Source organism: Micromonospora acroterricola, assembly GCF_003172955.1.
In the GTDB taxonomy this organism is placed as follows: domain Bacteria; phylum Actinomycetota; class Actinomycetes; order Mycobacteriales; family Micromonosporaceae; genus Micromonospora; species Micromonospora acroterricola.
Window position 1 is genome coordinate 1 of record NZ_QGKR01000271.1, and the last position, 11,392, is coordinate 11,392.

Consider the following 11,392-nt stretch of genomic DNA (forward strand, 5'->3'; position numbering starts at 1 on the left):
GGACGGGAGCGGGGTGATCGGCCGCCAGTCCAGCGGGGAGGACAGGACCATCGTGCTCGACGGCTGGCCGTACGGGGCGAGTCTGTCGATGACCGCCTCGAACTCGCCGATCGAACCGGCCGCCACCTTGAGCATGCTGCACGCGTCGCCGGTGATCCGGTGGATCTCCAGGATCTCCGGCCAGCCGGCCACGGCGGGGTCGTGCAGGATGCAGCGCGCGCCGTAGCAGGACATCCGGATCAGCGCGACCACGGTGCGGCCGGCGCGGGTCAGGTCGACGTGGGCGTGGTAGCCGGTGACGATCCCGGCCTCCTCCAGCCGGCGGACCCGCTCGGCGACGGCCGGTGGTGACAGGTGCACCCGCCGGGACAGCTCGCTGAAGGAGAGCCGGGCGTCGGCCTGCAACTCGCGCAGCAGCGCCCAGTCCATGTCGTCCACGCTCAGACCTTACTTTCGTGAACCGGATTCGCCCACCTGCCGTTGGTTCGTCAACGGAACAGGCCCAGAGCCGTTGATCCGGCATTCCGCAGGCCGTTCTGACCGCGAGATCATGACGTCGGCCAGTCCGGGGGAGGGAGACCAGTGGTGGATCAGACGGAGCGGCGGGCGCCGAACCGCGCCACCGTGCGGCCGGTGACCCCGCGGCAGCGGGCCGCCCGCGCCGCGCGCAACGGCGGCGAACCGACGTTGGAGTTCGCCGAGCTGGTGCCCTACGACGCGTACGTGCAGGCGAGCGCCCTGCACCAGTTGCAGCGTCCGCTGAGCACGGACCCGGGCGAGATGTCCTTCCTCGTGGTCAGCCAGATCATGGAGTTGTACTTCGGGTTGACCTGCCACGAGCTGCGGGAGACGCAGCGGCTGCTGCGCGCCGACCGGGTCTGGGACGCGCTGGCCCCCCTGCGCCGCGCGACGCTGCACCTGGAGGGGCTCAATGCCGCCTGGCAGGGCCTGCGCTGGATGACGCCGGCCGACTTCAACCGGTTCCGCAACCTGCTCGGCGAGGGCTCCGGCTTCCAGTCGGCGATGTACCGGCAGTTGGAGTTCCTGCTCGGGCTGCGCGACCCGGCGCTGATCCGGCCGTTCCGCCGGCAGACCGAGGTGTACGCGGAACTCACCGCCGCCCTGGCCAGCCCGAGCCTCTGGGACGACGTGCTCGCGCTGCTCGCCCGACACGGCTTCGACCTTCCCGCCGACCTGCTCGAGCGGGACGTGGCGGTCGAGCACGACCCGCAGCCGTCGGTCGAGGCGGCCTGGGTGCGGATCTACGCCGACACCGGCCCGGACAACCACCTCCGGCTGCTCGGCGAGGCCCTGAGCGGGGTCGCCGAGGAGTTCGGCGACTGGCGATGGAACCACGTCAAGGCGGTCCAGCGGACGATGGGCGCCAAGGTCGGCAGCGGCGGCTCCGCCGGACTGGCGTGGTTGCAGCGCAGCATGGCCCGGGTGGTCTTCCCGGAGCTGTGGTCGGCCCGCACCGCGATGTGACCGGAGAGCGAGACATCCCTGTGCACACCCAAGAAGACGGGCCGGTGGGCCTGGCCGCCGGCGAGGCGGAGGCACGCCGCCTCGACGAGGCCGACCCGGGCCACCGGCACCTGTTCCACGTGCCGCCGGCCGACGGCGGCAGTCACCCCGAGTCGGCGTACCTCGCCGGCAACTCCCTCGGCCTGCAGCCCCGGGCCACCCGCGACGAACTCCTCGCCGACCTGGACGCCTGGCGGCGACTGGGTGTCGAGGGGCACCTGGAGGCGGAGCGCGCCTGGCTGCCGTACCACGAGCTGTTGACGGCGCCGGCGGCCCGACTGGTCGGCGCCCTGCCCGCGGAGACCGTGGTGATGAACTCGCTGACGGTCAACCTGCACCTGCTGATGGTCAGCTTCTACCGCCCGGCCGGCGCTCGCACCCGCATCGTCATCGAGGACGCCGCGTTTCCCTCGGACAGCTACGCGGTGCGCAGCCAGGCCCGGTTCCACGGCCTGGACCCCGACGACACCGTGGTCCGGCTGCGCCCGCGCCCCGGCGAGGACGCGCTGCGCACCGAGGACGTGACCGGCTACCTCGCCGCCGAGGGCGACCGGGTGGCGCTGGTGCTGCTCGGCGGGGTCAACTACCTGACCGGCGAGCTGCTGGACATCCCCGCGATCACGGCCGCCGGCCGGGCGGCCGGAGCGGTGGTCGGCTGGGACCTGGCGCACGCGGTCGGCAACGTGCCGCTGGCCCTGCACGAGTGGGACGTCGACTTCGCCGCCTGGTGTTCTTACAAGTACCTGAACTCCGGGCCGGGCGCGCTGGCCGGCGTCTTCGTGCACGAGCGGCACCTCGGCGACCCCGACCTGCCCCGCTTCGAGGGCTGGTGGAGCACGGCGGCCGCCACCCGGTTCGAGATGACCCCGGTGTCCCGGCCACCGGCCACCGTGGAGGCCTGGCAGATCTCCAACCCGCCGATCTTCGCGATGGGTCCGGTGCGCACCTCGCTGGAGCTGTTCGACGCGATCGGGATGCCGGCGTTGCGCGCGCGCAGCCTGCGACTCACCGGCTGGCTGGAGCGGCTGCTCGACGAGGTCACCGCCGACCGGCCGTTGCGCGTGGTCACCCCGCGCGACCCCGCGCGGCGTGGTTGCCAGCTCTCGGTGCGGCTCGGCGCCGGCCGGGCCGCCGAGCTGACCAAACGGCTGCGGTACGACCACGGCGTCATCGCCGACGCCCGCGAGCCGGACGTCGTGCGGTTCGCCCCGGTGCCGCTCTACTCCACGTACCACGACTGCTGGCGGGCCGCCGCAGCGCTGGCCGCGACGGTCGGGCAGGTGTCCCGGTGAGCGCGAGGAGTGAGCCGGGGTTGCGAGCCCCGCAGTCGCGAACGAAAGGTGATTCGGCGTGACGGTGCGACGCGATGAGGTCGCGATCATCGGCGCCGGGCTGGCGGGTTGCCTGGCCGCCTGCTTCCTGGCCCGGCGTGGCTACCCGGTGGCCCTGTACGAGCGCCGGCCGGATCCGCGCGCCGGCACGGCGGAGCGGGGCCGCTCGATCAACCTGGCGCTCTCCGAGCGCGGGCTGGACGCGCTGCGCCGGATCGGCCTGGCCGAGCAGGTGATGACCGACGCGCTGCCGATGCGGGGCCGGATGATCCACCCGGTCGAGGGGGAGCCGCAGTTCCAGTCGTACAGCGCGGGCGGCGACCGGGCGATCAACTCGATCAGCCGGGGTGCGCTGAACAACGCCCTGCTGGACGCGGCCGCCGCGCTGCCCGGCGTGCGGATCGTCTTCGACCACCGGCTGGTCGGGCTCGACCCGACCGACGGCGGGCTGAGCTTCGACACCCCGCAGGGTCCGGTCACCGCGAAGGCGTCGGCGGTGCTGGGCGCCGACGGCGCCGGCTCCGCGGTGCGCGGTCAACTGCTGGCGAACGGGTTGCTGCGCGAGAACGTGGACTTCCTCGACTACGGCTACAAGGAACTCACCCTGCCGCCGCTGGGCGGGGACTTCGCTCTGGACCCGGACGCGCTGCACATCTGGCCGCGCGGCACGTCGATGATGATCGCGCTGCCCAACCCGGACCGCTCCTTCACCTGCACGCTGTTCTGGCCCAACCAGGGCGCCGGCAGCTTCGCGGCACTGGACAGCCCGGCCGCGATCGAGGGGCACTTCGCCCAGCACTACCCGGACGTGGTCCCGCTGGCGCCGAACCTGGTGGACGACTACCAGCACAACCCGGTGGGCGTGCTCGGCACCGTCCGCTGCACCCCCTGGCAGGTCAACGGGACGATCGGCCTGCTCGGCGACGCGGCACACGCGATCGTGCCGTTCTACGGCCAGGGCGCCAACTGCGCCTTCGAGGACGTGGTGGAGCTGGACCGCTGCCTGGACGAGTGCGACGACGACTGGGCCGCGGCGCTGCCGCTGTTCCAGCGCCGGCGACAGGAGAACGCCGAGGCCATCGCGAGGATGGCGCTGACCAACTTCGTGGAGATGCGCGACAAGGTCGCCTCTCCGCTCTTCCAGCTCGGCCGGCGGGTGGAGCACGCACTGGAACGGGCGCTGCCCGGCCGGTACGTTTCCCAGTACGAGCTGGTGTCCTTCTCCACCACCCCGTACGCCGAGGTCCGCCGGCGGGTCCGCCGGCAGCACCGGGCGCTCGGCGTGCTCGCAGGCGGCGCCGCGCTGCTGCTGGTCGGAGCGATCGGCGCGGCGCTCGGCCGAGGGAGGCGCGCATGACCGGCAGCTGGGATCCGCGACTGATGGCCGGCCGCGCGCCGGCCGGGCCGCCGCGGCTGCGCAACTTCGTCGGCGGCGAGTTCGTCGACGGCGGGTCGCGGTTCACCAAGGTCAGCCCGGTGACCGGGGAGCCGGTCTTCGAGGTGGCCGAGGCGTCGCGGTCCACGGTGGACGACGCGGTGGCCGCCGCCCGGGCCGCGCTGCGCGGGCCGTGGGGGCGGATGGGGGAGCGCGAGCGCGCCGAGGTGCTGCGCCGGGTCGCCGACGAGCTGGAACGTCGCTTCGACGACCTGGTCACCGCCGAGGTCGCCGACACCGGCAAGTCCATCGCCCAGGCCCGCACCCTCGACATTCCCCGGGGCGCGGCGAACTTCCGGGCGTTCGCGGAGATCGTGGCGACCGCCCCCACCGAGTCGTTCACCACGGTCACCCCGACCGGCGGCCGGGCGCTCAACTACGCGGTCCGCAAGCCGGTGGGCGTGGTCGCGGTCATCGTGCCGTGGAATCTGCCGCTGCTGCTGCTCACCTGGAAGGTGGCCCCCGCACTGGCCTGCGGCAACGCGGTGGTCGTCAAGCCGAGCGAGGAGACGCCCGCGTCGGCGACGGTGCTCGCCGAGGTGATGGCCGCCGCCGGCGTGCCGGCCGGGGTGTTCAACCTGGTGCACGGGTTCGGGCCGGACTCGACCGGCGAGTTCCTCACCCGCCACCCGGGGGTGGACGCGATCACGTTCACCGGCGAGTCGGCCACCGGCGGGGCGATCATGCGGGCCGCCGCGGACGGTGTGAAGGCGGTGAGTTTCGAGCTGGGCGGCAAGAACGCCGGCCTGGTGTTCGCCGACGCCGACCTGGACGCCGCGGTGGCCGGCTCGGTGCGCTCCAGCTTCACCAACGGCGGGCAGGTCTGCCTCTGCACCGAACGCCTCTACGTGCAGCGTCCGGTCTTCGAGGAGTTCACCGCCCGGCTGGCGAAGCGGGCCGGCGAGCTGGCGTACGGCTGGCCCGCCGACGAGGCCACGGCGACCATGCCGTTGATCTCGCACCAGCACCGGGCCAAGGTGCTCGGCCACTACGACCTGGCCCGCGCCGAGGGCGCCGAGGTGCTGACCGGCGGCGGCACGCCCACGTTCGGTGACGCGCGCGACGGCGGGTCGTACGTCCAGCCCACGGTGCTCACCGGCCTCGGCCCGGACGCCCGCACCAACCGCGAGGAGATCTTCGGCCCGGCGGTGCACGTCGCGCCGTTCGACACCGAGGACGAGGCGTACGCGCTGGCCAACGGCACGGAGTACGGCCTGGCGGCGACGGTGTGGACCCGGGACGTGGGGCGCGCGCACCGGGCTGGCGTCCGGCTGGACGCCGGCATCGTCTGGGTCAACACCTGGTTCCTGCGCGACCTGCGCACCCCGTTCGGCGGGGTGAAGGCGTCCGGCATCGGCCGCGAGGGTGGCGTGCACTCGTTGAACTTCTACTCCGAACTCACCAACGTCTGCGTGGATCTCTCGTGAGTCGCCGCAGCGAGGAGCGGGCATGAACGCTGACATCGAGGCCGCGAACCGGGAGCTGGCCGAGGCCCGCACCACGGGCAGGCCGTGCCCGCCGCTGCGCGGCCGCCTGCTGGCGGAGGGCGACGTCGAGTCGGCGTACCGCGTGCAGCAGCTCCAGTCGCGGGCCTGGCAGGGCCGCGGCGAGCGCCGGGTCGGCGCGAAGATCGGGCTGACCTCCCGGGCGGTGCAGGAGAGCTTCGGGGTGTTCCAACCGGACTTCGGCATGCTGACCGACGCGATGGCCGTCCCCGACGGGGCCGAGGTGGCGATCGACCGGCTGCTCCAGCCTCGCGTCGAGGCGGAGGTCGCGTTCGTGCTCGGCGGTGACCTGCCGGACCCGCGGATCACCACCGTCGACCTGGTCCGGGCCGTCGACCACGTGCTGCCGGCGATCGAGATCGTCGACTCGCGGATCGCCGCCTGGGACATCTCCATTGTGGACACCGTGGCCGACAACGCCTCCAGCGGGCTGTTCGTGCTCGGCACCACGCCACGCCGGCTCGCCGACGTCGACCTGCGGCTCTGCGGGATGGTGCTGGAGCACGCCGGTGAGCCGGTCTCGGTGGGCGCGGGCGCGGCCTGCCTGGGCAACCCGCTGCACGCCCTGCACTGGCTGGCCGGCACGATGGCCCGCGCGGGTGACCCGTTGCGCGCCGGGGACGTTGTGCTCTCCGGGGCGCTCGGCCCGATGGTGCCGGTCACCCCGGGCGCCGCGTACGAGGCGCGGATCTCCGGGCTCGGCTCGGTGCGGACCTGCTTCTCGGCGGAGGGCCAGTGAGCGCGAGGAGTGAGCCGGTCCTGCGAGCCCCGCAGTCGCGAACGAAAGGTGGAACAGCCTCATGACCGTCGGCGTGGCGGTGCTCGGTTCCGGCAACATCGGCACCGACCTGATGATCAAGGTGTTGCGGCTCAGCGACAGCCTGCGGATGGTGGCGATGGCCGGCATCGACCCGGCCTCAGACGGCCTGGCCCGGGCCCGTCGGCTCGGCGTGGCGACCACCGCCGAGGGCGTGGACGGGCTGGTCGCGATGCCCGAGTTCGCCGACGTCGAGCTGGTCTTCGACGCCACGTCGGCCGGCGCGCACCGACGCCACGACGAGGTGCTGCGCGCGCACGGCCGCACTGTGGTCGACCTGACCCCGGCCGCGCTCGGCCCGTACGTGGTGCCGCCGGTCAACCTGGACGAGCACCTGCACGAGCCGAACCTGAACATGGTGACCTGCGGCGGGCAGGCGACCGTGCCGATCGTCGCCGCGGTGCGCCGGGTCACCCCGGTGGCGTACGGGGAGATCGTCGCCTCGATCGCGTCCCGGTCGGCCGGCCCGGGCACCCGGGCCAACATCGACGAGTTCACCGAGACGACGGCCCGCGCCATCGAGGTGGTCGGCGGCGCCGAGCGCGGCAAGGCCATCATCGTGCTGAACCCGGCGGACCCGCCGCTGCTGATGCGCGACACCGTCTACTGCCTCTGCCCGGACGCCGACGCCGACACCGCCGCGATCGCCGCCTCGGTGGAGGACATGGTGGCGACCGTTCAGGAGTACGTCCCCGGCTACCGGCTCAAGCAGGACGTGCAGTTCGACCGGGTCGAGGCGTACGTGCCGACGCTCGGGCGTCGGCTCACCGCGTTGCAGGTGTCGGTCTTCCTGGAGGTCTCGGGCGCCGGGCACTACCTGCCGGCGTACGCCGGCAACCTGGACATCATGACCTCCGCCGCGCTGCGCACGGCGGAGCGGCTGGTCGCGCGACGCGAGGTGAGCGCCCGATGACGGATCTGTACATGCAGGACGTGACGCTGCGCGACGGCATGCACGCCATCGCCCACCGGTACACGGTCGAGCAGGTGCGCACGATCGCCGCCGCGCTGGACGCCGCCGGGGTGGCCGCGATCGAGGTGGCGCACGGCGACGGCCTCGCCGGCTCCAGCGTCAACTACGGGCACGGCGCGGCCAGCGACGCCGAGTGGATATCCGCGGCCGCCGAGGTGCTGACCACGGCGAGGCTGACCACCCTGTTGCTGCCGGGCATCGGCACGATCGCCGACCTGAAGGCGGCGAAGGCGCTCGGGGTGACCAGCGTCCGGATCGCCACCCACTGCACGGAGGCGGACATCTCCGCCCAGCACATCTCGTGGGCGCGGGAGAACGGCATGGACGTGGCCGGGTTCCTGATGATGTCGCACATGAACGATCCGGCCGGGCTGGCCGGGCAGGCCAAGCTCATGGAGTCGTACGGGGCGCACTGCGTCTACGTCACCGACTCCGGCGGCCGGCTGCTGATGTCCGACGTGGCGCAGCGGGTCGACGCGTACCGGCAGGTGCTGGAGCCGGAGACGCAGATCGGCATCCACGCCCACCACAACCTTTCGCTCGGGGTGGCCAACAGCGTGCTCGCCGTGGAGCACGGCCGGGTCACCGGCTCCGCCCCGGCCGGCCCGGACGCGGCGCACGGCCGGACCGTGCGGGTGGACGCCTCGCTGGCCGGGATGGGCGCGGGCGCCGGCAACGCGCCGCTGGAGGTCTTCGTCGCGGTCGCCGAGCTGCACGGCTGGAAACACGGCTGCGACGTGTTCGCGCTGATGGACGCCGCCGACGACCTGGTCCGCCCCTTGCAGGACCGGCCGGTCCAGGTGGACCGGGAGACGCTCTCCCTGGGGTACGCGGGCGTCTACTCCAGCTTCCTGCGGCACGCCGAGCGGGCCTCGGCGAAGTACGGGGTGGACGTCCGCTCGATCCTCGTCGAGCTGGGTCGGCGCCGGATGGTCGGCGGCCAGGAGGACATGATCGTGGACGTGGCGCTGGACCTGGTGGGCCAGCGTGAGCAGAAGGCGGCGCAATGATCGGCGTGGACACCACAGGCGTCGCGGCCAGGCTGGGCGCGGCGGCGGACACCGCCACCGCCATTCCGCAGCTCGCCGCCGAGGTGGGCCTGGACGTGCCGACCGCGTACGGGGTGCAGGCGGCGCTGGTGCAGCGCCGGCTGGACCGCGGCGAGCGGCTGGTCGGGCTGAAGATGGGCCTGACCAGCAGGGCGAAGATGGCCCAGGTCGGCGTCGACGAGGTGATCTGGGGGCGGCTCACCGACGCGATGCGGGTGCCCGACGGGGGCAGCGTCGACCCGGCCGCGTACATCCACCCCCGGGTCGAGCCGGAGGTGGCGTTCCTGCTCGACCGCCTGCCCGAACCGGGCGAGCCGGTCGGCGACTTCGCCACGGCGGTCCGCGCGGTCGCCCCGGCCATCGAGCTGATCGACTCCCGGTACGCCGACTTCCGGTTCTCGTTGCCGGACGTGATCGCCGACAACACCTCGGCCGCCGCGTTCGCGATCGGGCCGTGGTCGCCGGTGCCGGCCGGGCTGGACAACCTCGGCGTGCTGCTGGAGGTCGACGGCCGCGTCGTGCAGGTCGGCTCGACGGCGGCGATCCTCGGCGACCCGCGCCGCGCGCTCGACGAGGGCATCCGGCTGGCCGGCCGGCACGGGGTGCGGCTGGAGTCCGGCTGGGTCTTCCTGGCCGGCGCCGCCACGGCCGCGGTGCCGCTGCGCCCGGGTGCGCACGTGCGTGCCGTGGTGGAGAAGCTCGGCACCGCCTCGCTCCGGGCCTCCTCGTGACCGCGCGGGTGGTGGCCGGGAAGGCCGTGCCCCGGGGCGCCTTCCCGCACGTGAAGGTGGCCGGCGGGTTCGTCTTCGTGTCGGGTACGTCGTCACGGCGGCCGGACAACACCTTCGCGGGCGTGTCCGTCGACGAGTTCGGCACGACGGACCTCGACATCCGTGTGCAGACGCGGGCGGTCATCGAGAACATCGGGGACCTGCTGCGCTCGGTCGGCGCCGACCTCACCGACCTCGTCCAGGTGACGTCGTACCTGGTCAACATGAACGACTTCGGTGGCTACAACGAGGTGTGGGCGGAGTTCTTCGACGCGTCCGGGCCGACCCGCACGACGGTGGCGGTGCACCAGTTGCCGCACCCGCACCTGCTCATCGAGATTCAGGCCGTGGCCCTTCTTCCCTCGGGAGGTCAGTCGTGAGTGAGATCGCCGAGCCGTTCAGTTTTCCGGGTTGGATCGCGGAGAACCAGCACCTGTTGAAGCCGCCGGTCGGCAACAAGGAGATGTTCCCGGGCGGGGACGACTTCATCGTGATGGTGGTGGGCGGGCCCAACCAGCGCACCGACTTCCACGTGGACCCGTACGAGGAGTTCTTCTACCAGGTCAAGGGCAACATGCACATCAACCTGATGACCCCGGAGGGTCCGCGTACGGTGCACGTGCGCGAGGGTCAGATGTGGATGCTGCCGCGCAACACCCCGCACTCGCCGCAGCGACCGGAGGCCGGCTCGATCGGTGTGGTGGTCGAGCGGGTCCGTGAGGAGGGCACGCTGGAGACGTTCCAGTGGTACTGCCCGGAGTGCGGGCACAGGGTGCACGAGGTGGAGTTGCAGGTCCGGGACATCGCCGCCGACCTGCCGCCGGTGTTCCAGGCGTTCTACGCCGACGAGGCGGCGCGCACCTGCGCCAACTGCGGCACGCTGCACCCGGGCAAGGGCTGATGCCGGCAGGCGTGGTCGACGTGCACACGCACGTCGTACCGAAGGGATGGCCGGATCTCGGCGCTGCGTGCGGTGGGTCCGGCTGGCCCTGGCTGCGGGTCGACTCCGAGCGGGCCGCGATGATCATGGTGGGGGAGTCGGAGTTCCGCCCGGTCGGCGTCGAGTGCTGGGACGCGTCGCGCCGACTGGCCGACATGGACGCCGACGGCGTGGACGTTCAGGTCGTGTCGCCGACCCCGGTCTTCTTCAGCTACGACCGTCCCGCCGACCAGGCGGTGAAGGTCGCCCGGATCTTCAACGACCTGACGCTGGAGGTCACCGCGGCCGGCGGCGACCGACTGGTGCCGTTCTGCCAGGTGCCGTTGCAGGATCCAGACGCGGCCTGCGCCGAGCTGGACCGCTGCCTGGCGGCCGGGCACGTCGGCGTGGAGATCGGCAACCACGTCGGCGACCGGGACCTGGACGACGCCGGGGTGGTCACCTTCCTCCAGCACTGCGCCGAGGTGGGCGCGCCGGTCTTCGTCCACCCGTGGGACATGCCGGGCGGCCCCCGGCTGGACCGGTGGATGGCCCGCTGGCTCACCGGGATGCCCGCCGAGACGCACCTGTCGGTGCTGGCGATGATCCTGGGCGGCGTCTTCGACCGGGTGCCGGAGACGTTGCGGATCTGCTTCGCGCACGGCGGCGGCAGCTTCCCGTTCTGGCTCGGCCGCGCCGACAACGCCTGGCACCGCCGTGGCGACCTGGTCCGTGGCGCGTCCGCCGGCCCGCCCAGCAGCTACCTCGACCGGTTCCACGTCGACTCGGTGGTCTTCGCGCCGCCCGCCCTGCGGTTGCTGGTCGACACGATGGGGGAGGACCGGGTGCTGGTCGGCAGCGACTACCCGTACCCCCTGGGTGAGCGGCCGGCCGGCGCGGTGGTCCACGCGGCCGACTTCCTCACGGCCGACCAGCGCGACAAGCTCCTCGCCACCAACGCCCTGCGCTTCCTGTACGGCTAGGACCGGGCCCCGCCCCGGCCTTCCCCGGGCCCAACCGGCGATGGCGGCGCGACACGGCAGTGCGGATGGGCCGGGCGGCGTGGGTG

At 73.0% G+C, this 11,392-nt stretch carries 12 protein-coding genes; 11 read left to right on the forward strand and 1 reads right to left on the reverse strand.

Annotated elements, in window-relative coordinates:
- A partial coding sequence (locus DKT68_RS23705; RefSeq protein WP_109819610.1) for an Lrp/AsnC family transcriptional regulator occupies window positions 1-438 on the reverse strand: 438 nt, incomplete at its 3' end.
- Between the two features lie 147 nt (window positions 439-585).
- Between DKT68_RS23705 and DKT68_RS23710 the strand changes: the two genes are divergently transcribed.
- The 11 genes from DKT68_RS23710 to DKT68_RS23760 all read left to right on the forward strand — a co-directional run bounded on the left by DKT68_RS23710 (window position 586) and on the right by DKT68_RS23760 (window position 11,306).
- On the forward strand, window positions 586-1,485 hold the full coding sequence (locus DKT68_RS23710) for a tryptophan 2,3-dioxygenase (protein WP_109819611.1): 900 nt from the start codon (window positions 586-588) through the stop codon (window positions 1,483-1,485).
- A 20-nt stretch (window positions 1,486-1,505) separates the two neighbouring features.
- Complete coding sequence (gene kynU / locus DKT68_RS23715; RefSeq protein ID WP_109819601.1) at window positions 1,506-2,816, forward strand: kynureninase; 1,311 nt, start codon at window positions 1,506-1,508, stop codon at window positions 2,814-2,816.
- 58 nt (window positions 2,817-2,874) lie between these two features.
- The gene (locus tag DKT68_RS23720) at window positions 2,875-4,212 is read left to right on the forward strand and encodes an FAD-dependent oxidoreductase (protein WP_109819602.1); all 1,338 of its coding nucleotides are present in this window, start codon (window positions 2,875-2,877) and stop codon (window positions 4,210-4,212) included.
- Window positions 4,213-4,235: 23 nt separating this feature from the next.
- Complete coding sequence (locus tag DKT68_RS23725) at window positions 4,236-5,717, forward strand: 2-hydroxymuconic semialdehyde dehydrogenase (protein ID WP_109819612.1); 1,482 nt, start codon at window positions 4,236-4,238, stop codon at window positions 5,715-5,717.
- Window positions 5,718-5,739: 22 nt separating this feature from the next.
- Window positions 5,740-6,534, forward strand: coding sequence for a 2-keto-4-pentenoate hydratase (locus tag DKT68_RS23730; RefSeq protein ID WP_109819603.1), 795 nt, complete (start codon window positions 5,740-5,742; stop codon window positions 6,532-6,534).
- Between the two features lie 61 nt (window positions 6,535-6,595).
- Window positions 6,596-7,525: an acetaldehyde dehydrogenase (acetylating) gene (locus DKT68_RS23735; RefSeq protein ID WP_109819604.1), complete on the forward strand. Its 930-nt coding sequence runs from the start codon at window positions 6,596-6,598 to the stop codon at window positions 7,523-7,525.
- Entirely contained in the window at window positions 7,522-8,595 is a 1,074-nt protein-coding gene (gene dmpG / locus DKT68_RS23740) for a 4-hydroxy-2-oxovalerate aldolase (RefSeq protein ID WP_109819605.1), read from the forward strand. The genes DKT68_RS23735 and dmpG overlap by 4 nt, the downstream gene beginning before the upstream one ends.
- On the forward strand, window positions 8,592-9,365 hold the full coding sequence (locus DKT68_RS23745) for a 2-keto-4-pentenoate hydratase (protein ID WP_109819606.1): 774 nt from the start codon (window positions 8,592-8,594) through the stop codon (window positions 9,363-9,365). The genes dmpG and DKT68_RS23745 overlap by 4 nt, the downstream gene beginning before the upstream one ends.
- Window positions 9,362-9,784, forward strand: coding sequence for a RidA family protein (locus DKT68_RS23750; RefSeq protein WP_109819607.1), 423 nt, complete (start codon window positions 9,362-9,364; stop codon window positions 9,782-9,784). Before DKT68_RS23745 ends, DKT68_RS23750 begins: the two co-directional genes overlap by 4 nt.
- A complete protein-coding gene (locus DKT68_RS23755) occupies window positions 9,781-10,305 on the forward strand; it encodes a 3-hydroxyanthranilate 3,4-dioxygenase (RefSeq protein ID WP_109819608.1) in 525 nt (174 codons plus the stop codon). The genes DKT68_RS23750 and DKT68_RS23755 overlap by 4 nt, the downstream gene beginning before the upstream one ends.
- Window positions 10,305-11,306, forward strand: a complete 1,002-nt coding sequence (locus tag DKT68_RS23760) for an amidohydrolase family protein (protein ID WP_109819609.1) — start codon at window positions 10,305-10,307, stop codon at window positions 11,304-11,306. The genes DKT68_RS23755 and DKT68_RS23760 overlap by 1 nt, the downstream gene beginning before the upstream one ends.
- The last annotated feature ends 86 nt before the right edge of the window (window positions 11,307-11,392 follow it).

Bases quoted from the DNA above. Each gene is read 5' to 3' on its own strand.
- dmpG (WP_109819605.1), top strand. From the start codon at position 7,522: ATGACGGATCTGTACATGCAGGACGTGACGCTGCGCGACGGCATGCAC.
- DKT68_RS23760 (WP_109819609.1), top strand. From the start codon at position 10,305: ATGCCGGCAGGCGTGGTCGACGTGCACACGCACGTCGTACCGAAGGGA.
- DKT68_RS23725 (WP_109819612.1), top strand. From the start codon at position 4,236: ATGGCCGGCCGCGCGCCGGCCGGGCCGCCGCGGCTGCGCAACTTCGTC.
- DKT68_RS23730 (WP_109819603.1), top strand. From the start codon at position 5,740: ATGAACGCTGACATCGAGGCCGCGAACCGGGAGCTGGCCGAGGCCCGC.
- DKT68_RS23745 (WP_109819606.1), top strand. From the start codon at position 8,592: ATGATCGGCGTGGACACCACAGGCGTCGCGGCCAGGCTGGGCGCGGCG.
- DKT68_RS23735 (WP_109819604.1), top strand. From the start codon at position 6,596: ATGACCGTCGGCGTGGCGGTGCTCGGTTCCGGCAACATCGGCACCGAC.